A 26,348-nucleotide genomic window follows, 5' to 3' on the forward strand; every position below is an offset into this window, starting at 1 on the left:
TAGAATAAAGCTTCATATATTAAAAAGGTTTGAGATGAATTCAGAATCTATAGCAAATAAAATTCGAACAAAACTTATTATAGCAGGTATATTTATTATACTATTTGCAATTGCAGTTTCATATTATATGATCTCTAACATGGATAAAGAGATACAAATAAATACAAAAAAACATTTTGAACTTTTAATTAAAGAAAGAATTAAATCAAAAATGAATATTGGTTTAACAAATGCTATTACTCTTTCAAAAAACACAGATATTATGGCTGCCTTGGAATATAACGATAGAGATACAGCTAAGCTTTCTTTAGATGGTATCTCAAAAGCTATGAAAGCTGGAACTTCTTTAAAAAATGTGAAAATCCATATACATGATAAAAATGTAAAATCTTTTTTTAGAGCTTGGAAACCAGATAAATATGGAGATGATTTAAGCTCTTTTAGACAAACAATTTTAGAAGTTAAGAAAACAAAGAAACCTTTAAATGCAATTGAAGTTGGAAGAGCAGGATTAGTTTTAAGAGGTTTAGCTCCAATTTTTGATATAGAAGATAAATATCTAGGTTCAATTGAATATATTCAAGGATTTAATTCTATAGTAAAAGATTTTAAACAAGATGGTGAATACCTCCTTGTTTTAATGAATGAAAAATTTAAAAGAGGTAATGCTTTATCTGAACAAAATAAAATTGGAAAATATTATATATCTCAAAATGTAAGTGATAAAAATTTTGTAAATAGTTTTTCAAAAATTGATATCAATAGTTTAAAACAAAATGGTTTATTAAAAGGTTCAAATTATTTTTATACAGCTTTTCCTATTAAAGATTTAAAAGGGAATCAAATTGGTATTTATGTTTTAGGTAAAAATATCAAAGAGTTAGAAGATTTGATTAGTAAATCATCACAAATAGTTTTTGTAATGCTTACTCTAATGGCAATTTTAATCGTAGTTTTTGTAATTATTACAATGGTTTTATTTAAGAAAATTGTTACAGGTGGATTAAATAAATTTAAATCGAATTTTGCATATTTTTTAGAGTTTGTTTCTTTTAAAATTAATACCTTTAATAAACCAGCAGTTTATACAAATGATGAGATTGGTCAGATGTTAATAATGTTAAATGAAGCAGCTGAAACTTTTGATAAAAAATTGAAAAATGATATGAGAGTTATAGGGGAGATTGTTTTAACTACTGATAAAGTTGAGCAAGGTATATATAAATGTAGAATTAATTCAAATTCTGATAACCCTATGATTATGACTTTAAAAAGTACAATCAATAAAATGTTGGATGCTATGGATTCAAATATGAAAGAGTTAATGAAAGCTTTAGGTCATTATTCAGAGGGTGATTTTAGAGAAAAAGCATATATTCCTGAAAATTTGAAAGCAGATATGCTAGCAGTAATGAACTCAATAAATAAACTAGGAGAGACCTTAGGAGAGAACGCAAAAAGTAACCTGCATAACGGAGAGACGTTAGAGGATAACTCAACAACAATGACAAACTCAATGGAAAACCTAGCAGTAAAAGCGAATGAACAAGCAGCAAGCCTAGAAGAGACAGCAGCAGCAGTAGAAGAGATCACCTCAATAACAAGAGGAAACGCAGAGAATGCTACAAAAATGGCAACACTAGGACAAACAGTAAGAGATTCAGTAACAACAGGTGAAGACTTAGCCACAAAAACAGCCTTATCAATGGATGAGATAAATGAAAAAGTAACAGCAATAAATGAAGCGATTAATGTAATAGATCAAATAGCCTTCCAAACAAATATACTTTCTTTAAATGCAGCAGTAGAAGCAGCAACAGCAGGAGAAGCAGGGAAAGGTTTTGCAGTAGTAGCACAAGAAGTAAGAAACCTAGCAAGTAGAAGTGCCCAAGCAGCAAAAGAGATAAAAGAATTAGTAGAAGATGCAAACCTAAAAGCAAATGAAGGGAAAGTAATATCAGATAATATGATAGAAGGATATAAAGAGTTAAATACACATATAAGTGAAACAATCCATATCATAGAAGATGTAAGTGTAGCATCAAAAGAACAGATGACAGGTATAGAACAAATCAATGATACAATAACAATGCTAGATAGAGTAACACAAGAGAATGCAAATGAAGCTAATCAAGTAAAAGAGATAGCAAAAGAAGTATCAGCAATGGCAAATGAATTAGTGCAAGATGCCAAAAATAAGAGATTTAACTAAGGAGAAGTAATGGCAGCAGGACAAGAGACAGTTTTAGATGAATATGCATTCTTAGTTAGTGAGACAGATGAAAAAGGTATAATAAGATTTGCCAATGATGATTTTTGTAAGATAGCAGAATATAGCCTAGAAGAGTTAATAGGAGAGCCGCATAATAAAGTAAGGGATCCTGAGATGCCAAAGAAAGCTTTTAAATCTTTATGGGATACAGTACAAAAAGGTGAGATTTGGACAGGATACGTAAAAAATGCAACAAAATCAGGAGGATATTATTGGGTATATGCTACAGTATATCCATTTGAAAGTTGTGATGGTTCTAAAGGTTATCTTTCTTGTAGAAGAAAACCTTCTAGAGAAGAGATTGACGCTATTAAGGAAGTTTACAAACAATGGAATTTAGAAGAGGGGAAATAGATGGAAACAATTAATAATACTCATGAAGAAGTAATAGATTATGCAAACTCAAGTGAGTTTATGACATTTGAACTTGGTAAAATGAAATATGCGATTGAATTACCTAAGATTAGAGAAATTCTTACATATCCTAAGAATATAACAATATTACCTAATACAACAAAATGGGTAAAAGGTTTAATTAATCTTAGAGGTGAAGTTGTTCCAATTCTTGATATTAGAGTTAAATTTAATACAGGTGAAGTTGTTTATAATGAAAGTACAGCAGTTATTGCTGTAATAACAGAAGATAATAGAATGATTGGAATTGTAGTTGATAAAGTTGATGATGTTCAGAGAATTGATACTTCAACATTAGCACCTGTATCTGATATGGGGTCAGCAATTCCTTCTAAATATTTAAAAGGTTTTGTAAGATTGGCAAACAATCAAATGCTTGTAATAATGGACATTGAATCTGTTGTTAGTAAAGATGAATTAAAGAATTAAAAGAATAAAATTATTTCATGCAAGAAAAAATAGAAAAATTAAAGCGATTAAAACTACTATTTGTAGAAGACGAGACAGATCTTGTCGAAATTATTACTGATACATTACAAAAGTTAAATGCAAACTTTTTATCAGCAAAAAATGGTCAAGAGGCTCTTGATATTATAGAAGCTAATGATGACATAGATATTATTGTCACAGATATAAATATGCCTGTTATGAATGGTCTTGTTATGATTAAAGAATTGCGAGACAAGGGTAACTCTATTCCTATTATCATAATGTCAGCACATACAGAAACAGATTATATAAATAAGGCAAAAGAGTTAGGTGTTGATAATTATTTATTAAAGCCTTTTGATTTTATTAAATTTATCGATTTAATAACTGAAATGGAAATAAAATAACCTAAATGTCTGGGACTATTGATAAAAAACTTTTAAAAAGACTTAAACTACTTTATGTTGAAGATGATGATACTGTAAGAGCAGATTTGTCATCTTTACTCTCAAATTTTTTTGACACAGTGTATACAGCAAAAGATGGACAAGAGGGACTATCTTTATATAAAGAAAAACAAAATGAAATTGATGTAATTGTAGCTGATATAAATATGCCAGTTTTAACAGGTATTCAAATGTTACAAAAGATAAGAGAGTTTGACAAAGAGATACCTACAATATTCGCAACTGCATATTCTGATAATGAATTTTTAGTTGATGCTATTAAACTAAAAGTTTCAGAGTACATAATTAAACCGATTGATATTAGAAAGCTGATGACTTCATTAAATGAAATAGCAAAAAATATTTATCATGATTTTCTTATAAATCAACAAAATAAAGAACTTAAAAAATATAAAGATATAATTTATAACAATAATATTGTTATAAGAACTAATAAAAATATGAAAATCACTTTTGTTAATGATCTTTTTTGTGAAATTACTGGATTTGACAAAAAAGAGTTATTAGGAGAAGAATTAACCATCTTAAGACACAAAGATACTGATTCTGAAATCTATAAAAAAATTTATAATAGTATACTAAACAATAGACAATGGAATGGTGAACTAAAAAACTTAACAAAAGATGGAAACTTTTATTATGCTGATACTTCTATTGTATCTACATTAAACGATTCAGGGGAGATTACTGGTTGTTTGATTATACAAAAAGATGAAACTTTAAAAGCTATAAAAAGAAGAGAAATTCAAACTTCCTTGATAAAAGATAAAAGTGAAATTTTTCAAAAAAGTAAGAAAAGTTCAGCTGAACTTTATCAAGTAATAAATAATTTAAATTATGAGCTTGAATCTTTGAAAAATAATTTATTAAAAGAGAAGCAAGAAAAAGATTCTTATATAAGTACACTGGAAAGATACAGTAGTGAAAATAAAAAACTTTTAAGTGAAATAATTACATATAGAAAAGTCAATGAAACTTCACATGATGCAACAAGAAAATTGATTAAGATGTCAAAAGAGAGTGCAGATTTAAAAGTTGAAATAAAAAGATTAGAAACAAAATTAGAGATGATTGAAGATGAACATCAAAAAGAATTAAAACAACAAAAAGTTTATTATGAAGTTAAATTAGATGATATGGATAAACTTTTAACAAATGTAAAAGAGAAATTAGATGCAGTTGAAAATGTTGAAGCAGTTTCACAAAAATTAGCTTATTGGAAAGAAAAAGCAAAAAGTGAGGCAAAGAAAAATGAAAAGATCGAAAGAGAAATAATAAGTTATGGTGATAAAAAATTGATGACTAAACTTTTCGGAGGAAGATAACCTCCAAAAATTATTTGATCTCAATATTTAAAATCTTTTGTTCCATTAAGGGTTTGTTTCCATTACTTTGACCAAGAGTTGGAACATTTTCTATAGCTCTTAGAGTCTTCATTCCATCTTTTAAATAACCAAAAATAGTATGTCTTCCATTTAACCATGGTGTAGGAACTGTTGTTATAAAAAATTGACTTCCATTTGTATTAGGACCTGCATTTGCCATAGCTAAAATCCCTGGCTTATTAAAAGTTATATTAGGTGCAAATTCATCTTTAAAAGGTTTTCCCCAGATTGATTCTCCACCTCTACCAGAAGCTGTAGGATCTCCTCCTTGTATCATAAAGTTTTTAATTACTCTATGAAAAACAGTACCATTATAATAACCATTTTTTGCATGGGTAATAAAGTTTTCAACGGCTTTAGGTGCTAAATCAGGTCTTAATTCAATTTTCATTTCACCTTGATTTGTTTTTATAATTGCAATAGGATTCGCTGCTTCTAAAAGTAACATGAAACCAAAAAGTAGAAAAAATATTTTTTTCATTTTTTACCTTTATTTCTAAATTTGAGAGCAAGTATATTACTTAAGATTTTAAAATCTTATTAAAATAACTTTTTTATATGGGTTTAAAAATTATCTGTTAAAATTAAGATACTTTTTATCTTAATTATAAAGGAAACAAAATATGGAAATGCCAGCAATTCCTCAACCAACATTTTATATCTTTAAATGTGAACAAAGCGCTCCTCCAGGTATGCCAAAACCTTCATGTGTAACAGAGGAAAGTAGAGACTTATTTAATCATTTAGCACAAACCATGATGCAAAAAGGATTAATGGGACCAGTTCAGCCAATTAGAACATCATGTTTAGGTCGCTGTCAAATGGGACCAGTAATGTTAGTTGAACCAGGTCATCACATGTACTGCCAGTTATCTAAGGAAAAAATAGATAAAATAGTCGAAGAACACATTATAGGTGGAACTCCTGTTCATGAGTATTTAATACCTGAACAATTCTGGGGAGATCCTATAAGTTTATCTTAAAAGAGGATATTATTAATGACATTTGATATGCTTTATAGTAAGATTCATAGAGCAACTGTAACTGATGCAAACTTGAATTATGTTGGTTCAATCACAATTGATGAAGATTTAATGAAAGCTTCTAAATTAAGGGTTGGACAAAAAGTTGAAATTGTTAATATAAACAATGGTGAAAGATTTGCAACTTACGTTATAAAAGGGAAAGCAGGCAGCAAAGATATGTGTTTAAATGGCGCAGCTGCAAGAAAAGTAGAAATAGGTGATAAGATTATTGTAATTTCATATGCTTCATATTCTGAAGAGGAATTAGAAACTTATAAACCAACAGTTGTAATCGTTGATGATGAAAATAATATTGATTCAATAACTAACGAACTTGTAGGAAGTGACCATGTTTGATGGTATTGATCTAAGTAAAATAAATTTAAATGAAGTGATGGGGCAGGTTCAAGAGATGGCTGATAAAGCCAAAGAGGAAAATGCTTCTAAAATTTTTACTTCAAAAGCAGGTGGAGGAATGGTTGAGCTTTCTATAAATGGAAACTCTGAAGTTATTGATCTTCAAATTGATGATTCTTTAATGGATGATAAAGATTCTCTTCAAATATTATTGATTTCTGCAATGAATGATGTAATAAAACAATCTGATGAAAACAAGAAATCTATGGCCATGAATATGATGGGTGGATTTGGTTCGTTTGGTCAAAATTAAAGATGCAAAAACTTTTAAAAACATTTGAAGATTATCTATTTGATAATCTTCCCACTTCAAATACATTTCATCCTTACTTTGAAAAAGCTCTAGGTGAGATGTTAAAAGCTGGGGGAAAAAGATTTAGACCTATGCTATTACTTTGTGTGGTAAAATCAAAAAAACCTTTATTATTAAATAATTCACTTCCTGTAGCACTTGGATTAGAGATGTTACATACTTATTCTTTAGTACATGATGATTTACCAGCAATGGATGATGCAGATTTAAGAAGAGGTTTTAAAACTATTCATAAAAAATATGATGAAGTTACTGCAATATTAGTAGGTGATGCCTTAAATACTGAGAGTTTTAACAAAATAGTAAATGCACCATTACATAATGATATAAAAATAGAATTGATTAAAACATTAAGCACTGATGGTGGAATTAATGGAATGATTATTGGTCAAGCAATAGATTGTTTTTTTGAAAATCAAAAATTAGAATTAAACCAATTAGAATTTTTGCATATTCATAAAACTGCAAAACTTATTGCTGCAAGTTTGAAAATGGGTGCAATAATTTCTGAATATGATTTAATGACACAAGAAAAGTTATATAACTTTGGTATAGATTTAGGTTTATTATTTCAAATTCAAGATGATATTATAGATGAAACACAAAGTGAAGAGGAAGCAGGGAAAACTACACAAAACGATAGTGCTAAAAATTCATTTGTAAACCTTTTAGGTTTAGACGGAGCAATCAAGAGTGCTGATGAATTAGCAAATAAGTGTATTGACGAATTAAACAGTCTTGATGATAATTTAAAAGATTCCCTAAACGAGCTACTTTTAAAATATATAAATAGACATAAAAATTAATTTTTTAAAAAACTTTAGTCAAATATACTCAAACTACTTGACAATTAATAAAAAATTTTTTATAATTTGGCACTCTATTTTTTTGAGTGCTAATAAAATAACAAAAATTAAAAAACAGATTTTACAGGAGAAATATTATGAGTTTTAAACCATTAGGTAAAAGAGTTCTTGTTCAAAGAACAGAAGTAGAAGAAAAGACTGCAAGTGGGATTATCCTTGTAGATTCAGCAAAAGAGAAACCTAACACTGCGGTTGTAAAAGCTGTTGGTTCTGAAGTTACAGAACTAAAAGAGGGAGATACTATTGTATTCGAACAATTTAGAGGAACAGAGTTCACTTTAAATGGTGAAGATTATTTAGTATTAGATATAGAAAATATTATAGGAGTTATGTAATATGGCAAAAGAGATTAAATTTAGTGATAGTGCAAGAAATCAATTATACACAGGTGTAGAAAAACTAGCTGATGCTGTAAAAGTAACAATGGGACCTAGAGGAAGAAATGTACTTCTACAAAAATCATTTGGTGCTCCAGCAATTACTAAAGATGGTGTTTCTGTTGCAAGAGAGATTGAATTAGATGATACTTTAGAAAATATGGGAGCTCAACTTGTAAAAGAGGTAGCTTCTAAAACTGCTGATGAAGCAGGTGATGGTACAACTACTGCAACAGTATTAGCACATTCAATTTATAAAGAGGGTCTTAGAAATGTAACAGCAGGTGCAAACCCTATATCTTTAAAAAGAGGTATGGATAAAGCTTGCGAATCTATTTTAGAAAATTTAAAAACTGCTTCAAAAGTAGTTGCAAATAAAACTGAAATTGAGCAAGTTGCAACAATCTCAGCTAACTCAGATAGCGCAATTGGTTCAATGATTGCTGAAGCTATGGATAAAGTTGGGAAAGATGGGGTTATAACTGTTGAGGAAGCAAAAGGTATCTCTGATGAACTAGAAGTAGTTGAAGGTATGCAGTTTGATAGAGGTTATTTATCACCATACTTTGTAACAAATTCAGAAAAAATGATTGCTGAATTAGAAAATCCATATGTATTATTATATGATAAAAAAATCTCTAATTTAAAAGAGATGTTACCAATCTTGGAATCAGTTAACCAATCAGGAAGACCACTTTTAATTATTGCAGAAGATGTTGATGGTGAAGCATTAGCAACTTTAGTTGTAAATAGATTAAGAGGTTCATTAAATATTGCAGCTGTTAAAGCTCCAGGTTTTGGTGATAGAAGAAAAGCAATGTTAGAAGATATTGCTGTATTAACTGGTGGAACTGTTGTATCTGAAGAGATGGGAATGAAACTAGATACTTGCGGTATTGATGTTTTAGGAACTGCATCTAAAATTGTAATTGATAAAGATAATACAACAATCGTAGATGGAACAGGTTCAAGTGAAGCTGTTACTGCAAGAGTAAACCAAATCAGAGCAGAAATTGAAAACACAACTTCTGATTATGATAAAGAGAAATTACAAGAAAGACTTGCAAAACTTTCTGGTGGTGTAGCAGTTATTAAAGTTGGTGCTGCAACTGAAACAGAAATGAAAGAGAAAAAAGATAGAGTTGATGATGCTTTAAGTGCAACAAGAGCTGCTGTTGAAGAAGGTATTGTTATTGGTGGTGGAGCTGCATTAATCAGAGCTGCTGCAAAAGTATCTTTAGATCTAGTTGGTGATGAAGCTATTGGTGCAGCTATTGTATTAAGAGCTATTAAAGCACCTATGAAACAAATTGCAATTAATGCAGGTTTTGATGCAGGTGTTGTTGTAAATGAAGTTGAAAAATCAGATAATGATAACTTTGGTTTCAATGCTGCTACAGGTGAATATGTAGATATGTTTGAAGCTGGTATCGTTGACCCAGCAAAAGTTGAAAGAGTAGCTATGCAAAATGCTGTATCAGTTGCATCTTTACTTTTAACAACTGAAGCTACAGTTACAGATATTAAAGAGGACAAACCAGCAGGTCCAGCTATGCCAGACATGGGTGGAATGGGTGGTATGCCTGGAATGATGTAATTGTCCAATTATGTCTATTTATAGTACCCTTTTGGGGGTACTATGTTACTTTTCCTAAATATTTCTTAATCACAATTGTCTATCTATGACTAAATTTGTCTACTTTTGCCTAAATCAGTTGTAGGAATGTAAATTATCTCTCACCCACCTAATAGTTTCTTTTTGATAAAATGAAAAAAAATAAATGGACGAAGTAATGATCAAATTTTTTAGTTTACTGTTTTTATGTTTTACTTTATTGAGTGGTGATGACAAATCATTTGAAAAGATATTTAAAGATTTTAATATTAATGGAACTTTAGTAGTGACAACACTAAAAAGTGATGAGTTATATGTATATAATTTAAAAAGGGCTGATAAGAGATTTTGTTCAGCTTCAACTTTTAAAATACCTCATACTTTAATTGTATTAAATGAAAATCTAATTACATCAAAAAATGATATTATAAAATGGGATGGTGTAAAAAGAGGATATGACCTTTGGAATAAGGATCAAACATTACAATCAGCGATTTCAGTGAGTTGTGTTTGGTGTTATAAACAGTTTACACATAAAATGTCAAAAGAAAAATATACTGATTATCTTTTAAAATTTAACTATGGAAATAAAACAGTAGGGAAAGATAAATCATCTTTTTGGTTAAATGGTAATTTGAAGATATCTGCTTTTGAACAAATAGATTTTTTAAAAAAACTTTACAATGAAAATCTCCCAATCTCTAAAAAAAATATTAGTATAGTTAAAGCTATTATAACAGTAGATAAAAATGATAAATATGAATTAAAAGCAAAAAGTGGGTGGGATGGAGCTATTGGTTGGTATGTAGGTTATGTAAAAACAAATAATAAGGTATATTTCTTTTCTTTAAATGGTGATATAAAAAGAGAAAAATTGAAGCTAAGAAAAGAAATAGTTTATAAAGCATTAAAATCCAAAAATATTTTATAAAATAAGGTGTCTTAAAATGTCCAAGATAGTTTAATTATGACTATCTAAACTCACCCAAAATATTTTCTTAACAAATTTTCTAGCCCATTTTAAAACCCAAATTTATCCTCTATTAATAGGAAGTTTTTTCTAATTTTGAAAGTGTCTTAAAAAGTCTAAGTTGGATTTTTACTTTGTCTCAATCAGTCTCTCTGGCTAAGTATGTATATCTGAGGATAGTTGAGTCTAATTTACTTCAAAAGATGATGTAATTCTTTTTTATTATTTAAAAACAACTTTATTTTAAATTATCTAAATTTTTCAAGGAATCTTGATGATATTTGAAAAATTTTGAATCTACTTTTCCTATATATTGAAAAAAATCTAAATTATTAATTGTTTTAATTTTTTTAAAATCTTTTTTTTCTAGTTTTTCAAATTCTAAATGGGTTTTAACATATTTATCTTGATATGTTTCAAAAATATCATTATGAAAATTCTCACTTAACTTATTATTTTTAAATATTAAATTATTGTTATTTTTTTTATAGGCAATTTCTGGGCAGTTTAAATCAAAATAGATTTGATTATCTAGATTTGGACTTAGGGGATATAGTCTACAAACTGTAGGTCTGTTTTCATAAATTGTACACTTATAATCTTTTAAGTAGGGGCAATAATCTTTTCCATTAGTAAGTAAAATAACTGGTTTGATATAATTTAGGTTACCAAATATAAAAACTATGGGGAATCTTTCATAAACTTTTTTAAAATCTTCTAAAATTATTTGTGAGAATATTATTCCATTTTTACCATTACAGCAGTTAGCTTCACAATTACTACAATTTCCAAAATATAGTTGTTTATTGGTTGTTAAAGTGAACAATGGATAAGTCTCCTTAAAATTGATAGAGTATAAATAGGATGGAGAGAAACAAAAAAAGGGAAAAGATTTCAAACCTTTTCCCTTTTTTAAATTATTTTGTAAATAAAACCTATATTTACAAATCTACTAGATAGTAAATTTATTGATAAATTTCATTAAATTTTAACAATACCAAAAAGTGATTTTTTTCTCATTTACACCTCCATATTGTTTATGTTAAATGTATTATACTCCTTTTTTTTATTAAAAGTAAATTAAATTTGAAATTAATATGAAAATATATAGAAAAAATAAATTTAATTAATCTAAATCTAGTTTAATTTTGTTAAAATTCAAAGAAAATTTGGATTAATATGAAAGATAAATTAAAAGAGATTATATTAGAAGCAGGAAAGATATTAAGAGATGGATATTTTTCTAAAAAAGATGTAAATTTTAAAGCAAAAAAAGATTTAGTTACAAAATATGATGTTGCAGTTGAAAATTTTTTAAAAGAGAAGTTTTCAGATGAGTTTAAAGATTTTAACTTAATTGCTGAAGAATCAAATAATGAAAATATTGAGTTTAATAATTCTATTATCATAGACCCAATAGATGGAACAACAAATTTTGTAAATCAAGTTCCCCATACTGCAATATCTGTAGGAGTTTATAAAGATAAAAAACCTTATATAGGTATAGTATATAATCCTATTTTGGATGAACTTTATGAAGCACAGATTAATTGTGGTGCTTTTTTAAATGGAGAGAAAATTGAAGTTTCTAAAGAGAAGGTTTTTCAAAAGGCATTAATATCAACTGGTTTTCCATATAGTAGTGGTACAAATCAAGATGATCTATTAGATGTTATAGAAAAGATTAAAAATATTTTGCCAAAGTGTCAAGATATTAGAAGATTAGGTTCTGCAGCTTTAGATTTATGTTATATAGCAAAAGGTACATACGAAGGTTATTATGAAATGAATCTAAAAGCATGGGATGTAAGTGCAGGAATAATAATCTTATTGGAAGCTGGTGGACAAGTATCAAATTTATATCTGCAAGATTATAAATTATTTGAAGACAAATATATAGTTGCTTCAAATGGTCTTATTCACTCACATTTAATATCTAATTTAGTTATGAAGTAATTTTTTAGTAATTTTTAGATATTATAAATACTTTTAAAAATATTCAAAAGGGTAAATATGTGCGGTATTGTAGGGTACATAGGTAAAAAAGATACAACAAAATTTTTATTAGACGGTTTAAAAGAATTAGAATATAGAGGTTATGACTCAACTGGAATGGCTTTATTAAACAATAATAAAATTGATGTTTTTAAAGCATTAGGAAAATTAACTAATCTAGTAAATAAAATTAGTAATGCTTCTTTAGATGAATACCCAATAGGCATTGGTCATACAAGGTGGGCAACCCATGGAAAACCTACTGAATTAAATGCACATCCACACTTAGGTGAATACTCTTATGTTGTTCACAATGGAATAATTGAAAACTATAAAGAGATAAAAGAAGAGTTACAAGCTCAAGGAGTAAAGTTTGTTTCTCAAACTGATACAGAAGTAATTGTACATCTTTTTGAAAGTTTTTATAATAAATCAAATGATTCAAAAAAAGCATTTGAAAATACAATAGAAAAGCTAAAAGGTGCATTTTCAATCCTTTTAATCTCAAAAGCAGACCCAGAAAAAATATTTTTCTTTAAAAATGGAAGTCCTTTGATAATTGCAAAAGGTAATGATGAAGGTGAAGTTATGTTTGCATCTTCAGATGCACCTTTAATTGGTCTTGCACAAGATGTAGTTTATTTAGAAGATGGAGTGGGAGGAATTGCCTCTGCTTCAAACATAGAGTTTTTAAGTGATAATTATACTTGGAGTACCCTTCCTACATCAAAACAATTTGCTCAAAAAGATGGTTTTAGATTCTTTATGGAAAAAGAGATTTATGAGCAAAGTAATGTAGTAAGTGATTGTATGCTTGGAAGAATACAAGATGAAGGAATATATTTTGATGAAATTAATCCAAGCTTAATTGAAGGAATTAAAGAGATAAAATTATGTGCATGTGGTACATCGCACCATGCAGGTCTAACATCTTCATATCTTTTTGAAAGACTTTCAAAAATAAAATGTAATGTAGAAGTAGCAAGTGAGTTTAGATACAAAGAGCCTCTACTTACGAAAGATACATTATTTATAGTTATTTCTCAAAGTGGAGAAACAGCTGATACTTTAGAGGCTTTAAAGATGGCAAAGAATGCTGGACTTAAATCTTTAGTTATTTGTAATGTTGATAATTCATCTATGACAAGACTTGCTGATTATACTATTTTAACAAGGGCAGGAATAGAAAAAGGTGTAGCTTCAACTAAGGCATTTTCAACTCAAACAGTAGTTTTATGGATGTTATCTCTTTATTTTGCTAAAATAAACGGTTCAATTTCAAATGAGAAGTTACAAAGTGAATTAAAAGCCTTAAGAGAGGTTCCTAAAACATTAATTGTTGAAGATAAAATTCACGAAAAATGTAGAAGACTATCGAAAAGATATCTTCATGGTCATGGTTTTTTCTTTATAGGACGTGATGTCTTTTTCCCATTAGCATTAGAAGGTGCTTTAAAATTAAAAGAAATTTCATATTTGCACGCAGAAGGATATCCTGCAGGTGAAATGAAACATGGTCCAATCGCATTGGCAGATCCTGAGTTATTTACAATTGCTTTGATGCCACAAAATTTATTATATGATAAAATAAAATCAAATGTTGAAGAGTTAAGTGCAAGAGATAGTACTATTTGTGCCATATCTCCTCTTGATTTTGATCTTAGTGATGATTTTATTAAAACTCAAGAAACAGAGCATTATATGTTAGAGTTTTTTGAGATGTTAGTTGTATTGCAACTTCTATCAATGGAGATTTCAATACGATTAGGGAATGATGTTGACATGCCAAGGAATTTGGCAAAGTCCGTTACTGTTGAATAAATATTAATTTTTTATTTTTTAAATTTTAAAATAAAAAGTAAGTGTGTATTTAATGGAAAACAAAAATGGAAAACCTACGAGGAAAACAAAAATGGAAAACAAAAATCAATACTTATTTACAAGTGAAGTTGTAAGTCCGGGGCACCCAGATAAGTGTGCAGATATTATTGCTGATTCAATCGTTGATAGATTGATAATAGAAGATAGCGAGAGTAGAGTTGCTTCGGAAGTTTTTGTTGCTGGAAAGCATGTTGTAATTGGTGGAGAAGTTAAATCTAAATGCCAATTATCACAAAAAGAGTATGAAGAAATTGTAAAAGATGCTCTTGCAAAAATTGGTTATGATGGTAAATCTAGTTTTACAAAAGAACAATGTTTACATCCTGATGATGTAGAAGTACAGGTGCTTTTAAACCAACAAAGCCCAGATATCTCACAAGGTGTTGATCAAACAACTGGAGATATAGGTGCTGGAGATCAAGGTATTATGTTTGGTTTTGCTTCAAGCGAAACAGCTGATTTAATGCCAGCTGCTATTACTTATGCTAGAATGTTGGCTGATAAAGTTTATAATTATGCATTAAACCATAAACATAAACTTGGTGTTGATATTAAAACTCAAGTTACTATTGATTATGGTACAAAAGAGAATTTTGAGAATTGCAAACCTCAAAAAATTCATACAATTGTTGTTAGTGCACCTTCTGTTGAAGGTATGCCAATTGAAGAGGTAAGAGAGTTAATTCAAGGACTTATTGATGACACAGGTTTACCACCAGAGATGTATAAAAAGGATGAAACAATTATTCATATTAATCCAACGGGAAGATATGTAAATCACTCATCTTTACATGATAGTGGATTAACAGGAAGAAAACTGATAGTTGATTCATTTGGAGGTTATGCACCAATTGGTGGTGGAGCACAATCAAGTAAAGATTATACAAAAGTTGATAGATCTGGACTTTATGCTGCAAGATGGATTGCAAAAAATATTGTTGCAGCTGGACTTGCAAATAAGGCAGTTGTACAAATATCTTATGCAATTGGTGTTGCTAGACCAACTTCTGTTGCCGTTGATACAATGGGTACATATACAAAAATTGATGATGACAAGTTATCACAATTTGTAATGGATGAATATCCGTTAACTCCAAGATGGATTACTGAGCAGTTCAACCTTGATAAACCTTCTGAAGAAACATTCCTTTATGCGGATGTTGCTGCAAGAGGACAAGTTGGACAAAGTGATTATCCTTGGGAAAAACTTGATCAAGTAGAAAAATTTAAAAGCTTAGTTTAGAGGTATATATAATGGATTTAAAAAACTTATTTAGCAAGATTACATTTGATAGCGGTAATAAAGAACAACCTACAAAAAATGATGCACCTACACACTGGATTAAGTGTCCAGAGTGTTCTGCATTAATGTTCTTTAAAGAGGTTGAAAACCAAAACAATATTTGTCCAAAATGTAATTTTCATATGAGAATTGGTGCAAAAAGAAGAATTGAAATTTTAGCAGACAGCGATTCTTTTGTTGAATATGATTCTGATTTAAAACCTATAGATCCGTTAAAATTTGTAGATAAAAAATCGTATAAAAAAAGAGTTGACGAAGCTTATAAAAAAACAGGAAGAAACTCTGCTGTTGTTAGTGGAGAGTGTACAATAAATGAAGTGCCTGTTCAAATTGTAGTTTTTGACTTTGCTTTTATGGGTGGAAGTTTAGGTTCTGTTGAGGGTGAAAAAATAGTTAGAGCTGTTGATAGAGCAATTCAAAATCATCAAGGTCTGATTATTGTTTCAGCTTCAGGTGGTGCTAGAATGCAAGAATCAACATTTTCTTTAATGCAGATGGCAAAAACATCAGCAGCACTTAAAAAAATGGATAAATTAAAACTTCCTTTTATCTCTGTCTTAACTGACCCAACAATGGGTGGTGTTTCTGCTTCATTTGCATTTTTAGGTGATATTATTATGGCTGAACCAGGAGCATTAGTAGGGTTTGCTGGTCAAAGAGTTATTAAGCAAACTATTGGTGCTGATCTACCTGAAGGTTTCCAAAGAGCAGAATTTTTACTTGAAAAAGGTTCAATTGATATGGTTGTAAATAGAAGTGAAATGAAAAAAACTCTTTCTGATTTATTAACAATGTTCCAAAAAGATACTAACGCTAGTTAATTATAGATGGAGTTTTTACTCCATCACTTAAATTTATGGCAAAAATTAATATTTATGCAGTAGTAAAACCATCAAAAGATGAGTTTGACAAATTATCAAATGATTTTATAAAAATGTGTTCAAAGTTTGCAAAAGTTGAAGTTCATTCTATATTTAATAAAAATATAGCTAAAGCTCAGTCAATAGGTGAAAAAGAAGCGCAAAAATCTTATACAGAAGCATTTGAACCTCATATGAAGGGGTATTGTATTGCCTTAGATGTGTTAGGTAAAAAAATTGATAGTTTTAAATTTTCAGAAATAATTACAACTCATAGTGAAATAAATTTTTTTATAGGTGGAGCTTATGGTTTTGAAAGAAGTTTTTTAGATAAATGCGAGCTTTCAATAAGCCTTAGTTCATTAACTATGGCTCATAAAGTAGTAACACTTGTATTACTTGAACAAATATTTAGAGGTTTGGCGATAAAAAATAACCATCCGTATCATAAATAATTTATAAATATTTGTGTATAATTGCAAAATTTTTTTAATAGGGTATAATATGGCTAACACTAAACAGATAGAAGAATTAAAAAATATCTTGCTTGAGAGAAAAGATAAAATTACTAAAAACATTCAAGGTAGTAGAGATAGTATAGATTCTTTAAAAGATTCTGAGTGCAAAGATGATTATGATTATGCAGAAGTTTCTAGTGATTCTTTCAAAGAGGGGATAATTGCTAATCAACAAATTACAGAACTTAAAGAGATCGAAGATGCTCTTAAAAGAATAGAAAAAGGTACATATGGTATTTGTGAAATGTGCGATGAATCAATTGCTATTGGAAGATTAAGAGCAAAACCATTTGCAAAATTTTGTACACCTTGTAGAGAGATTTACGAAGTAGAACAATAAAATTAAAAGGATTAGATGTGGGACTTAAATCGTATATAGGTTTTTCTTTATTATTTATATTAATATTAGGACTAGCTATTTTTAGTATGGAAGCAGGGGATTATGAACTAAAAGTTTTTGACTTTTCATTAAACTTACCTATAGTGATATGGTTTTTATTACCTGTAGTTGTACTTTTTGTATTAAGCCTTCTACATCTTCTTTTTTACAGTACAGTTAACTACTGTAAGCAAAAAGCTTTTCTAAAAGATGAATTAACAATTGTTACTTCAGTGAAGAATTTTTTATTACAAAAAGATGAAAAATGTAAATTAAAAACATCTGGATATAAAAATATATTTAAGATATTAAATCAATTAAAACTTGATGTAAAAGATAATACTTTTACTTCAACTAATGAAGAGTTAAATCAAACAGTATCTTTAATAAAAGATATAAAAGCTGGAAAATATGTAAGTGAAAAAAATCTTAAATTAGATAGTAATTCTGAACTTGCAAAAACAAATCTTATTAATAAAATAAATGAGCAAGTTGATTTTTCTTTAGATATTTTGAAAAAAGTTGATGCATATTCTGAAGATGTAATTAAAATAGCATTTTTTAATGTATTAGAAAATAAAGCAATGACAACAATAAAAAAAGTTTACACTAGTGTTAAACTTGATAGAGAAATGGCTTATAAACTTTTTTTGAAAGATGTTGATAATATTGAGTTTGGATTAACAAAGGAAGAGATTTTAAAGATAACTAAATCTTTAAATTATTCAAAAAATGAATATATAAATTTAGCAAAACTTTATAAAGCCGTGTTAAGTCCAGATAAATTAATAGAATTATTTGAATTTATTTCAAATGAAATAGAAGAAGCTGTAGATGCTAACTTATATGTTCTATGTGAATTAGAAATGATTGACAAAGTAAGAGAAATCTTAAGTGGTTATGATAACAATGAATTAGTTGCTTTTAGAGCTTTAATAGATTTAAAAGAAGCTGGAAAGCAATACTCTCTAGACGAAATCTCATATAATAATTAATGAAAAATAAAATAGATTTTAGCCAGCCACTTATGGTGCTGGCTCCACTTGCCGGATATACTGATTTACCATTTCGTTCTGTTGTTAAAAAATTTGGTGCAGATATTACTATCTCTGAGATGATATCTTCAAATGCTTTAGTTTATAAGTCAGAAAAAACTAGAAAAATGATTGAAAAAGCTCCAAGTGAAGACCCTTATATTGTCCAAATAGCAGGAAATAAACCTGAACTTGTAAGGGATGCTGTTGAGATTTTAAATGATATTGATGGTATTGATGGAATCGATTTAAATTGTGGTTGTCCTGCACCAAAAGTATTTAATCATGGATCAGGTTCAAATCTTTTAGGGGATTTAAAAAAACTTGAAGAGATTTTATTAACAGTAAAAAAATACAATAAAAAACAATATACAACTGCAAAAGTTAGAATTGGAGTAAATGAAAAAATACCAGTAGAAATTGCAAAAGTTGTAGAAGCTTGTGGAGTTGACTATATTGCAGTTCATGGAAGAACAAGAGCTGGAAAATATAAAGCGCCAGTTGATTATGATGCAATTAGGATGATGAAAGAAGCTGTTTCTATTCCAGTTATTGCAAATGGTGATATCAAAGATTATGATAAGGCAAAAGAGGTATTAAATTATACAAATGCAGATGGAGTAATGATTGGTCGTGCTGCAATTGGGAAACCTTGGATTTTTTATCAACTTAAAAATGGAATTGAAAATATCAGCGAAGATAAAAAAAGAGAAATTATTTTAGAACATTTTGATGCAGTACTAAAGTTTCATGGTCAACATGGTGCTGTAATGTTTAGAAAACTTTTACATTCTTACTCTAAAGGGTATAAAGGTGCAGCTGAATTTAGAGATATTATAAATCGAATATCTGACGCAGAAGTTATGCGAGATATGATAGAAAACTTTTTTTAAAAACTTTTTAGATAAAATATTAAACTTTTTGCAAAGGATAATATTTGTCAGACTACTATTACGAATTAATAATTAAACCTTCAGGAAATTACGAAGTTTTTCTTGATCTTTTAAATTCATTAGTTAATGATGCTATTGAAGAGAGTGATGATTCAATCATTGCTAGAAGTGAAGAAGACTTAAGTGATATAGAATATGGAATAAACGAGTTTTCCAAGGCCGTTGGTATTGAGTGTGAAACAATATTATCAAAAAAGAAAAATATTGATTGGATAAAACAATATCAAGACTCAGTAAAAGCTGTAGAGGTTGGAAAATTTTATGTTAGACCCTCTTGGGATTTGGAAAAAGAGGATAAAATTAATATAATAATTGATCCTGCTTTGTCATTTGGTTCAGGGCATCATGAAACTACTTCTAGTTGTTTAGAAGCTATAAGTGAGTTTGTTAAAAAAGATGATGAAGTACTAGATGTTGGTACAGGAAGTGGTATTTTAGCAATTGGTGCATCAAAACTTGGTGCAATAGTAGATATTTGTGATACAGATGAAGTTTGTATAAAAGATACAAAAACAAATTATAATTTAAATAATGTTATATTTAACAACTCTTGGGTGGGAAGTGTTAATAAAGCTGAAAAAAAATATGATATAGTTATAGCAAATATTGTAGCTGATGTATTAGTCTTTATAGCTTCTGATTTGAAGAAGTGCTTAAAAGATGATGGTATATTAATAATATCAGGGATATTGGATAAACATATTGATAAGGTTTTAAGAAAATTTCAAGATGTGAAACAGTTAAAAGTGATTCATAAGAATGAATGGATAACTGTAGTATTAAAAAAATAAAGGGAGCAAGATTTATATGAGTGATAAAAACAATAAAAATGGTGGAGATAATAACAACAACTTTTTTAATAATAATCCACTTTTAGTTTTTGTAATTTTTTCAATAGTTACAATTTTTGTTTTTAAGGCTGTATTTCCGGAAGGAAACGGTCAATCAATGATGGGACAAAATTCAAGTATGTCAAGTTTTGGTCAAACAAAAAACAAAACAGTACCATATTCTGATTTGAAAAAATTAATTAGTAATGGTGGAATTGAGTATGTGGGTATAGGAAATACTCAAATAAAAGCAGTAGGTAAACCTTCAGGTGGTCAAGTTACTACTTATACAGCTAGAAGAGTAGTGCCAGATGATACTTTAATTCCAAGTTTAGAAGAAAAAGGTATCGCTTATGGTGGAATAAATGAAGAGAATCTAATTGCAGATATTCTTTTTGGTTGGGTTTTACCAATTTTTATCTTCTTTGCTATTTGGATGTTCTTAGCAAAAAGAATGTCAAAATCAATGGGTGGAGGTTCAGGAGGAATTCTTGGAATAGGAAGTTCTAAAAAGATGATTAATTCTGAAAAACCAAATGTTACTTTTGATGATATGGCAGGGAACCATGAAGCAAAAGAGGAAGTACAAGAGGTTGTTGATTTCCTTTCTTCTCCAGAAAGATATATTAAACTTGGGGCTCAAATTCCAAAAGGTGTTTTATTAGTTGGACCTCCAGGTACAGGTAAAACTCTTTTAGCAAAAGCAGTTGCAGGTGAAGCAGATGTACAATTTTTATCTGTTTCAGGTTCAGCTTTTATTGAGATGTTTGTTGGGGTTGGAGCAAGTAGAGTTAGAGATCTTTTTGAACAAGCAAAAAAAGTTGCTCCGGCAATTATCTTTATTGATGAGATTGATGCAATTGGTAAAAGTAGAGCCTCAGGTGGACCTATGGGTGGAAATGATGAAAGAGAACAAACATTAAATCAGTTATTAGCTGAAATGGATGGATTTTCAACAGAATCAGCACCAGTTATTGTATTAGCTGCAACAAATAGACCAGAAGTTCTTGATCCAGCACTTTTAAGACCAGGAAGATTTGATAGACAAGTTTTAGTTGATAAACCAGATTTTGAAGGTAGAAAAGAGATTTTAAATGTTCATATCAAAAGTGTAAAACTTGGTAAAGATGTTGATTTAGAAGAGGTTGCTAGAATGACAGCAGGACTTGCTGGAGCAGATTTAGCAAATATTGTAAATGAAGCAGCATTATTAGCAGGTCGTGTTTCAAAAGAAGAAGTAAATTATGAAGATTTTAAAGAAGCAGTTGAAAGACAAATTGCTGGACTTGAAAAGAAATCAAGAAGAATATCTCCTAAAGAGAGAAAAATTGTTGCTTATCATGAGTCTGGACATGCAGTAATTGCAGAGATTACAAAAGGTGCTAAAAAAGTAAATAAAGTATCTATTGTGCCAAGAGGACTAGCTGCACTTGGATATACATTGAATACTCCTGAAGAGAACAAATATTTAATGCAAAAACATGAACTTATAGCTGAAGTTGATGTTTTACTTGGTGGTAGAGCAGCTGAGCAAGTATTTATTGGTGAAATATCTACTGGTGCAGGAAATGACCTTGAAAGAGCTACAGATATTATTAAATCAATGGCAACTATCTATGGTATGAGTGATATTGCAGGTTTAATGGTGCTAGAGAAAAGAAGTAATCAATTCTTAGGTGGACAAACACAAAAAGATTTCTCTGATGATATGTCAAAAAATCTTGATGAATATGTTAAAAGAATGCTTAATGAAAGATATGAAGCTGTAGTTCAATCACTAGAAGACAATAAAGATGCTATAGAAGAGATGACAAAAGAGCTTTTAGATGTTGAAGTTATTTCAGGTCAAAGAGTAAGAGATATCATTAAAGACCATGGTGGAGAAGTATTTGAAGAAGAGGATTTACATACTGAAGCTTTAAATGAAGAAGAAAAATCTTCTCCTAAGGAAGAAAATGAAGAATCTTCATCAAAGACTAATGAAGAAAATATAAAAGTTGATGAAAATGAAACTTCATCAAATGATGAAGAGATAAAAGAAGATAAAAAAGATTAACTATGTATGATAGTTTTGTTGCAAAAGAGGGTAAAAGTCAAATAAAAATACTATTTTTTTTATTAGTATTTTTTTATATTATGGATTGTGACTTTTTATCATTATTATCTTTTGTAGCATTACTATTTACAATATATATCTATAGATTTAAATTTATAGATATAGCTACATTAAAAAACGATGAAATTTATTCTCCAATAGATGGAAAAGTTATATCAATTGATACAAATGGATTTAAAAAAAGTATTACTATTGATGTTAGTATTTTTGATTCCCATATTTTAAGAAGTTTAGGTTCATCAAAAGTAGAAATCTCACATAAAAAAGGAACAAATTTATTATTAGATTCCTATAAAGCAAAAAAATTTAATGAAACTTTTGAGATAAAATATGAAAATATGAAGATGAAACTTATTTCATCTTTATTTAATCCTTCATTAAATATTCAAAAAAAAGAGAATTACAAAAAAGGTGAAAAAATCACTACATTTATCCATGGACAAGTAATTATTAACTTTGAATCTAATATAGAAATTAATGTTTCTATGAATGATAAAGTGATTTCTGGAAAAACAGTTATAGCTAAAAAAATAAAAAACTCTTGACAAACAATTTTTAAATATATATAATACTTCACTTAATTTAATAGGAGAGTATAAATGAAAATATATGATTTTTTCAACAACCATTTCATAAAAAGTGTTAACACTCTTCTGCTTCTTACAAAATCACTCTAATATTTAAACAATAAATAACAAAAATCACAACTTAAGAATATAGGTTTACTTTTTTTACAATAAAAAAAAGGTATAATATGTCACTTTACAAGGGTAATAACATGGATAATAATAAAATATACGTATTTGATACAACATTAAGAGATGGAGAACAATCTCCTGGCTGTTCAATGAACACAGAAGAGAAGATTAAAGTTGCTTTGCAATTAGAAAAATTAGGTGTAGATATAATAGAAGCAGGTTTTGCAGCAGCCAGTCCTGGTGACTTTGATGCTGTTAGTAGAATTGCAGAAGTTGTTAAAAATTCAAGTATTTGTTCTTTAAGTAGAGCAGTTGAAAATGATATTAAGCAATCAGGTTTGGCTGTAGAAAAAGCACCATTACATAGAATTCACACATTTATAGCTACTTCACCAATTCATATGAAGTATAAATTAAAAATGAGTGAAGATGAAGTTATCAAAAGAGCAATTCACGCAGTAGAATACGCTAGAACATTTGTTGATGATGTTGAGTTTTCTTTAGAAGATGCGGGAAGATCTGAAATCTCATTTATGAAAGAGGTTATGGATGCTGTAATTGGTGCAGGAGCTAAAACTATCAACTTACCTGATACAGTTGGATATAGATTACCAACAGAATTAGGTGCAATGGTAAAAGAACTATCTGATTTTGCAGGAGATAGAGCAAGAATATCTGTTCATAATCACAACGATTTAGGATTGGCAACAGCTAATACTTTGGCAGCTGTTATGAATGGTGCTAGACAAATTGAAGTTACAATTAATGGTTTAGGGGAAAGAGCAGGAAACTCATCTTTAGAAGAAGCAGTAATGGCTATTAAAACAAGACGTGATGCTTTTGGTGGATTATATACTGATATTAATACTCCTGAGATCTATCCAACTTCAAGATTAGTTGCGACAATAACAGGAGTTGAACCACAACAAAACAAAGCAATTGTTGGTAAAAATGCATTTGCACACGAAAGTGGAATTCATCAAGATGGTGTATTAAAGCATCAAGAGACTTATGAGATTATGAAGCCTGAAGATGTTGGTGTATTTAAAGATTCTACATTGATTTTAGGAAAACATAGTGGTAGAGCTGCTTTTAGAGATAAAATCAATCAATTAGGATTTGATAAAGTTTCAGAAGAAGAGTTAAACGCTGCATTTGAAAAGTTTAAAATTTTGGCAGATAAGAAAAAAGATGTTACAGATGATGATGTAAGAATGTTAATTACTGATGAAGCATTGAACTCAGATAAAACTTATGAGTTAGTTGGATTACAAATTTCAGACTGTTCAAATGGTATGCCAATGGCTGCTGTAACTATTAAATTTAAAGATGAAATTATGCAAGATGCAAATATTGGTGATGGTACAATGGATGCAATCTTTAAAACTATTGATAGATTAACAGGTTATGACGGACAATTAAAAGATTATAAAGTTTTATCTGTAACTGAAGGAAAGGATGCCTTAGCAAAAGTTACAACAAGAGTATCTTTTGATGAAAAATCACCTGAATTTGTTGGGCATGGTTTAAGTATAGATACAATGTTAGCTACAGCTAAAGCTTATGTTGGTGCAGTTAATTCTTATCTTTCTCAAAAAGAGAGATTAGCAAAAAAGACTGAGCATCAAGTGTAAACACAAGGGATTTACTCCCTTGGTAAAAATATATGAAAAATAGTATAGTAAATGGCTTTTATAAATTAGATTCTTCCACAAAGTATACTTCTTTTAAAGAATTTACAAGAAATATACTTGAAAACAATCACTATAAATATAAAAAATATTTCGATTTTTGTATGATTTTTTTAGTTTTAAGTACTATTGGAATCTTAATCTATGAGGTAAATCATACAAAAGTTGATGTTTTAAATACTTATGAATATTTTGCAATAGTTATCTTTCTTTTCGAATGGATAGGAAGGCTTTGGGTTTATAGTGATGTAAGAAAAAGAGTAATTCTAGACTATGAAGAATCACTTTTTTTAGCAAAAAAATATAAACTCTCAAAATCTTTAAAAAAGGCTTTTAAAGAAAAGCTTGAATTTATCTTCTCCCCTATGTCAATTATTGATTTACTAGCTATTTTACCAGCATATAGACCTCTTAGAGTTTTAAGAATATTTTTACTATTTAGATTATTTAAAATTATTAGATATACCAATTCTTTAAAAGAGTTTTTAAATATTTTTGTTGAAAGAAAGTTTGAATTATATACATTAGCAATCTTAAGTGGTATTGTAATATTTTTTGGTTCAACAATTATGTTTGTTTATGAAGGGCCTGAGGGGGTAAATGATCAAGTAAATCATTTCTTTGATGCAGTTTATTGGTCTTTAATTACAATCTCAACAGTTGGTTATGGAGATATTGTTCCTATTACCCCTGAAGGAAAATTTGTTACTTTAATACTTGTAATAAATGGTTTTTTAGTTATTGCTTTTAGTACCTCAATTGTGACAACAGCTTTAGCTCAAAGAATGGAAACTATAAAGAAGAATAGAGTAGAAAATGAAGTTAACAAATTAGATGAGTTTGTGATAATCTGTGGCTACGATATTATGGCAAAGAATTTAGTAAGGGAACTTACAAAACATAAGAAAAAAGTTTTAATAGTTGATGATGATGAAAATAATATAGCATTTGCACAAAATGATAATCTATTAGCTATCTTAGATGATCCTACTAATATGGATTTTTTGAAAAAAATTGGTGTAGGTGAGGGTGCTTCTACAATTATTACTCTAAGTGAAGATGATGCTACAAATCTTTCTATTGTTTTAGGAGCAAGAGCTTTAGATAATAATATTAAGATTATAACTCTTGTAAATGACCAAGAGGTGGAAAATAAATTAAAACTTGCTGGAGCTGATTTTACAATAAATTCAAATGAGATAAGTGCATATGTTGCAGGGGAATATATTGGGCAACCTGTTGCCTTTGAAGCAGTAGATGGAATTTTATTAAATGATGATATTTCTGCAGAAGTTGATGAGATAGAGATTGTGAATGAGATGAATATTATTGACAAAAATATAAATTTGATAAACTTCGAAAACTATAATTTAACTCTAATTGGTATAATAAATAATTCAAATAAATATGAGTTTATCTTTAATCCTGTAAATGTAAATTATACATTAAAGCAAAAGGATATATTAATTGTAATTGGTTTTAAGGAATCATTAAAAGAGTTAAGAAGTGATTTATTAACAAAAAATTTTTAAAAAGAGTA

27 protein-coding genes are annotated in these 26,348 nt (G+C 28.7%); 25 read left to right on the plus strand and 2 right to left on the minus strand.

Translation table 11 applies throughout. The annotated features are described in order from the left end of the window. Positions 1 to 34: 34 nt before the first annotated feature. From ACKU4C_RS02390 to ACKU4C_RS02410, 5 genes are read left to right on the plus strand one after another with little or no spacing between them, the layout of a single operon-like run. On the plus strand, positions 35 to 2,212 hold the full coding sequence (locus tag ACKU4C_RS02390) for a methyl-accepting chemotaxis protein (protein ID WP_321314261.1): 2,178 nt from the start codon (positions 35 to 37) through the stop codon (positions 2,210 to 2,212). Positions 2,213 to 2,221: 9 nt separating this feature from the next. Continuing rightward, on the plus strand, positions 2,222 to 2,626 hold the full coding sequence (locus ACKU4C_RS02395) for a PAS domain-containing protein (protein WP_321312484.1): 405 nt from the start codon (positions 2,222 to 2,224) through the stop codon (positions 2,624 to 2,626). Further along, positions 2,627 to 3,115: a chemotaxis protein CheW gene (locus tag ACKU4C_RS02400; protein WP_321314262.1), complete on the plus strand. Its 489-nt coding sequence runs from the start codon at positions 2,627 to 2,629 to the stop codon at positions 3,113 to 3,115. It begins immediately after the preceding gene. Between the two features lie 17 nt (positions 3,116 to 3,132). Further along, positions 3,133 to 3,522: a response regulator gene (locus ACKU4C_RS02405; RefSeq protein ID WP_321314263.1), complete on the plus strand. Its 390-nt coding sequence runs from the start codon at positions 3,133 to 3,135 to the stop codon at positions 3,520 to 3,522. A 5-nt stretch (positions 3,523 to 3,527) separates the two neighbouring features. Further along, entirely contained in the window at positions 3,528 to 4,907 is a 1,380-nt protein-coding gene (locus tag ACKU4C_RS02410; protein ID WP_321314264.1) for a response regulator, read from the plus strand. A gap of 10 nt (positions 4,908 to 4,917) precedes the next feature. Here ACKU4C_RS02410 and ACKU4C_RS02415 read toward each other — a convergent pair whose 3' ends face one another. Continuing rightward, on the minus strand, positions 4,918 to 5,448 hold the full coding sequence (locus ACKU4C_RS02415) for a peptidylprolyl isomerase (RefSeq protein WP_321314265.1): 531 nt from the start codon (positions 5,446 to 5,448) through the stop codon (positions 4,918 to 4,920). Between the two features lie 142 nt (positions 5,449 to 5,590). Between ACKU4C_RS02415 and ACKU4C_RS02420 the strand changes: the two genes are divergently transcribed. The 7 genes from ACKU4C_RS02420 (at position 5,591) to blaOXA (ending at position 10,511) form a co-directional block, all read left to right on the plus strand. Beyond that, the gene (locus tag ACKU4C_RS02420) at positions 5,591 to 5,950 is read left to right on the plus strand and encodes a (2Fe-2S) ferredoxin domain-containing protein (RefSeq protein WP_321314266.1); all 360 of its coding nucleotides are present in this window, start codon (positions 5,591 to 5,593) and stop codon (positions 5,948 to 5,950) included. A 15-nt stretch (positions 5,951 to 5,965) separates the two neighbouring features. Next, positions 5,966 to 6,349 (plus strand): aspartate 1-decarboxylase, encoded by a 384-nt coding sequence (gene panD / locus ACKU4C_RS02425; RefSeq protein WP_320036205.1) that lies wholly within the window; start codon positions 5,966 to 5,968, stop codon positions 6,347 to 6,349. Continuing rightward, positions 6,342 to 6,662 (plus strand): YbaB/EbfC family nucleoid-associated protein, encoded by a 321-nt coding sequence (locus ACKU4C_RS02430; protein ID WP_320036206.1) that lies wholly within the window; start codon positions 6,342 to 6,344, stop codon positions 6,660 to 6,662. Before panD ends, ACKU4C_RS02430 begins: the two co-directional genes overlap by 8 nt. Positions 6,663 to 6,664: 2 nt before the next feature. Beyond that, positions 6,665 to 7,528: a polyprenyl synthetase family protein gene (locus tag ACKU4C_RS02435; RefSeq protein WP_321314267.1), complete on the plus strand. Its 864-nt coding sequence runs from the start codon at positions 6,665 to 6,667 to the stop codon at positions 7,526 to 7,528. Between the two features lie 137 nt (positions 7,529 to 7,665). Beyond that, the gene (gene groES, locus ACKU4C_RS02440) at positions 7,666 to 7,923 is read left to right on the plus strand and encodes a co-chaperone GroES (RefSeq protein WP_321314268.1); all 258 of its coding nucleotides are present in this window, start codon (positions 7,666 to 7,668) and stop codon (positions 7,921 to 7,923) included. Between the two features lies 1 nt (position 7,924). Next, positions 7,925 to 9,562, plus strand: coding sequence for a chaperonin GroEL (gene groL / locus ACKU4C_RS02445; protein WP_321314269.1), 1,638 nt, complete (start codon positions 7,925 to 7,927; stop codon positions 9,560 to 9,562). A gap of 184 nt (positions 9,563 to 9,746) precedes the next feature. Next, positions 9,747 to 10,511, plus strand: a complete 765-nt coding sequence (gene blaOXA / locus ACKU4C_RS02450) for a class D beta-lactamase (RefSeq protein ID WP_321314270.1) — start codon at positions 9,747 to 9,749, stop codon at positions 10,509 to 10,511. 277 nt (positions 10,512 to 10,788) lie between these two features. Here blaOXA and ACKU4C_RS02455 read toward each other — a convergent pair whose 3' ends face one another. Then, complete coding sequence (locus ACKU4C_RS02455) at positions 10,789 to 11,376, minus strand: YkgJ family cysteine cluster protein (protein WP_321314271.1); 588 nt, start codon at positions 11,374 to 11,376, stop codon at positions 10,789 to 10,791. A gap of 353 nt (positions 11,377 to 11,729) precedes the next feature. On the opposite strand from ACKU4C_RS02455, the gene ACKU4C_RS02460 reads away from it, so the two are divergent. The 13 genes from ACKU4C_RS02460 (at position 11,730) to ACKU4C_RS02520 (ending at position 26,340) form a co-directional block, all read left to right on the plus strand. Beyond that, entirely contained in the window at positions 11,730 to 12,506 is a 777-nt protein-coding gene (locus tag ACKU4C_RS02460) for an inositol monophosphatase family protein (protein ID WP_321314272.1), read from the plus strand. 57 nt (positions 12,507 to 12,563) lie between these two features. Next, positions 12,564 to 14,366 (plus strand): glutamine--fructose-6-phosphate transaminase (isomerizing), encoded by a 1,803-nt coding sequence (gene glmS, locus ACKU4C_RS02465; protein WP_321314273.1) that lies wholly within the window; start codon positions 12,564 to 12,566, stop codon positions 14,364 to 14,366. 91 nt (positions 14,367 to 14,457) lie between these two features. Beyond that, complete coding sequence (gene metK / locus ACKU4C_RS02470; protein WP_321314274.1) at positions 14,458 to 15,669, plus strand: methionine adenosyltransferase; 1,212 nt, start codon at positions 14,458 to 14,460, stop codon at positions 15,667 to 15,669. Positions 15,670 to 15,680: 11 nt separating this feature from the next. Next, on the plus strand, positions 15,681 to 16,550 hold the full coding sequence (accD, locus tag ACKU4C_RS02475) for an acetyl-CoA carboxylase, carboxyltransferase subunit beta (RefSeq protein WP_321314275.1): 870 nt from the start codon (positions 15,681 to 15,683) through the stop codon (positions 16,548 to 16,550). A 35-nt stretch (positions 16,551 to 16,585) separates the two neighbouring features. Then, entirely contained in the window at positions 16,586 to 17,044 is a 459-nt protein-coding gene (locus ACKU4C_RS02480) for a 23S rRNA (pseudouridine(1915)-N(3))-methyltransferase RlmH (protein ID WP_321314276.1), read from the plus strand. A 49-nt stretch (positions 17,045 to 17,093) separates the two neighbouring features. Continuing rightward, positions 17,094 to 17,447 carry an RNA polymerase-binding protein DksA gene (gene dksA, locus ACKU4C_RS02485; RefSeq protein ID WP_321314277.1) on the plus strand — a complete coding sequence of 118 codons (354 nt, stop codon included), beginning with the start codon at positions 17,094 to 17,096 and terminating at the stop codon, positions 17,445 to 17,447. Between the two features lie 17 nt (positions 17,448 to 17,464). Next, entirely contained in the window at positions 17,465 to 18,481 is a 1,017-nt protein-coding gene (locus ACKU4C_RS02490; RefSeq protein WP_321314278.1) for a hypothetical protein, read from the plus strand. Beyond that, positions 18,481 to 19,413 carry a tRNA-dihydrouridine synthase gene (locus tag ACKU4C_RS02495; RefSeq protein WP_321314279.1) on the plus strand — a complete coding sequence of 311 codons (933 nt, stop codon included), beginning with the start codon at positions 18,481 to 18,483 and terminating at the stop codon, positions 19,411 to 19,413. Before ACKU4C_RS02490 ends, ACKU4C_RS02495 begins: the two co-directional genes overlap by 1 nt. A gap of 44 nt (positions 19,414 to 19,457) precedes the next feature. Further along, positions 19,458 to 20,264 carry a 50S ribosomal protein L11 methyltransferase gene (locus ACKU4C_RS02500; RefSeq protein WP_321314280.1) on the plus strand — a complete coding sequence of 269 codons (807 nt, stop codon included), beginning with the start codon at positions 19,458 to 19,460 and terminating at the stop codon, positions 20,262 to 20,264. Positions 20,265 to 20,280: 16 nt separating this feature from the next. Continuing rightward, positions 20,281 to 22,359 (plus strand): ATP-dependent zinc metalloprotease FtsH, encoded by a 2,079-nt coding sequence (gene ftsH / locus ACKU4C_RS02505; RefSeq protein WP_321314281.1) that lies wholly within the window; start codon positions 20,281 to 20,283, stop codon positions 22,357 to 22,359. A 2-nt stretch (positions 22,360 to 22,361) separates the two neighbouring features. Beyond that, positions 22,362 to 22,964, plus strand: a complete 603-nt coding sequence (locus tag ACKU4C_RS02510; protein ID WP_321314282.1) for a phosphatidylserine decarboxylase — start codon at positions 22,362 to 22,364, stop codon at positions 22,962 to 22,964. Between the two features lie 233 nt (positions 22,965 to 23,197). Further along, a complete protein-coding gene (locus tag ACKU4C_RS02515; protein WP_321314283.1) occupies positions 23,198 to 24,751 on the plus strand; it encodes a 2-isopropylmalate synthase in 1,554 nt (517 codons plus the stop codon). 32 nt (positions 24,752 to 24,783) lie between these two features. Further along, positions 24,784 to 26,340 carry an NAD-binding protein gene (locus tag ACKU4C_RS02520; RefSeq protein ID WP_321314284.1) on the plus strand — a complete coding sequence of 519 codons (1,557 nt, stop codon included), beginning with the start codon at positions 24,784 to 24,786 and terminating at the stop codon, positions 26,338 to 26,340. The last annotated feature ends 8 nt before the right edge of the window (positions 26,341 to 26,348 follow it).

It is taken from the genome of Halarcobacter sp. (assembly GCF_963676935.1).
Taxonomy (GTDB): domain Bacteria; phylum Campylobacterota; class Campylobacteria; order Campylobacterales; family Arcobacteraceae; genus Halarcobacter.

Coding starts and splice junctions, on each gene's coding strand:
- panD (WP_320036205.1), top strand. CDS start 5,966: ATGACATTTGATATGCTTTATAGTAAGATTCATAGAGCAACTGTAACT.
- ACKU4C_RS02390 (WP_321314261.1), top strand. CDS start 35: ATGAATTCAGAATCTATAGCAAATAAAATTCGAACAAAACTTATTATA.
- metK (WP_321314274.1), top strand. CDS start 14,458: ATGGAAAACAAAAATCAATACTTATTTACAAGTGAAGTTGTAAGTCCG.
- ACKU4C_RS02410 (WP_321314264.1), top strand. CDS start 3,528: ATGTCTGGGACTATTGATAAAAAACTTTTAAAAAGACTTAAACTACTT.
- ACKU4C_RS02460 (WP_321314272.1), top strand. CDS start 11,730: ATGAAAGATAAATTAAAAGAGATTATATTAGAAGCAGGAAAGATATTA.
- blaOXA (WP_321314270.1), top strand. CDS start 9,747: ATGGACGAAGTAATGATCAAATTTTTTAGTTTACTGTTTTTATGTTTT.
- ACKU4C_RS02415 (WP_321314265.1), bottom strand. CDS start 5,448: ATGAAAAAAATATTTTTTCTACTTTTTGGTTTCATGTTACTTTTAGAA.
- ACKU4C_RS02520 (WP_321314284.1), top strand. CDS start 24,784: ATGAAAAATAGTATAGTAAATGGCTTTTATAAATTAGATTCTTCCACA.
- ACKU4C_RS02495 (WP_321314279.1), top strand. CDS start 18,481: ATGAAAAATAAAATAGATTTTAGCCAGCCACTTATGGTGCTGGCTCCA.
- ACKU4C_RS02405 (WP_321314263.1), top strand. CDS start 3,133: ATGCAAGAAAAAATAGAAAAATTAAAGCGATTAAAACTACTATTTGTA.
- ACKU4C_RS02430 (WP_320036206.1), top strand. CDS start 6,342: ATGTTTGATGGTATTGATCTAAGTAAAATAAATTTAAATGAAGTGATG.
- ACKU4C_RS02395 (WP_321312484.1), top strand. CDS start 2,222: ATGGCAGCAGGACAAGAGACAGTTTTAGATGAATATGCATTCTTAGTT.
- ACKU4C_RS02515 (WP_321314283.1), top strand. CDS start 23,198: ATGGATAATAATAAAATATACGTATTTGATACAACATTAAGAGATGGA.
- groL (WP_321314269.1), top strand. CDS start 7,925: ATGGCAAAAGAGATTAAATTTAGTGATAGTGCAAGAAATCAATTATAC.
- accD (WP_321314275.1), top strand. CDS start 15,681: ATGGATTTAAAAAACTTATTTAGCAAGATTACATTTGATAGCGGTAAT.
- ftsH (WP_321314281.1), top strand. CDS start 20,281: ATGAGTGATAAAAACAATAAAAATGGTGGAGATAATAACAACAACTTT.
- dksA (WP_321314277.1), top strand. CDS start 17,094: ATGGCTAACACTAAACAGATAGAAGAATTAAAAAATATCTTGCTTGAG.
- groES (WP_321314268.1), top strand. CDS start 7,666: ATGAGTTTTAAACCATTAGGTAAAAGAGTTCTTGTTCAAAGAACAGAA.
- glmS (WP_321314273.1), top strand. CDS start 12,564: ATGTGCGGTATTGTAGGGTACATAGGTAAAAAAGATACAACAAAATTT.
- ACKU4C_RS02480 (WP_321314276.1), top strand. CDS start 16,586: ATGGCAAAAATTAATATTTATGCAGTAGTAAAACCATCAAAAGATGAG.
- ACKU4C_RS02435 (WP_321314267.1), top strand. CDS start 6,665: ATGCAAAAACTTTTAAAAACATTTGAAGATTATCTATTTGATAATCTT.
- ACKU4C_RS02400 (WP_321314262.1), top strand. CDS start 2,627: ATGGAAACAATTAATAATACTCATGAAGAAGTAATAGATTATGCAAAC.
- ACKU4C_RS02510 (WP_321314282.1), top strand. CDS start 22,362: ATGTATGATAGTTTTGTTGCAAAAGAGGGTAAAAGTCAAATAAAAATA.
- ACKU4C_RS02420 (WP_321314266.1), top strand. CDS start 5,591: ATGGAAATGCCAGCAATTCCTCAACCAACATTTTATATCTTTAAATGT.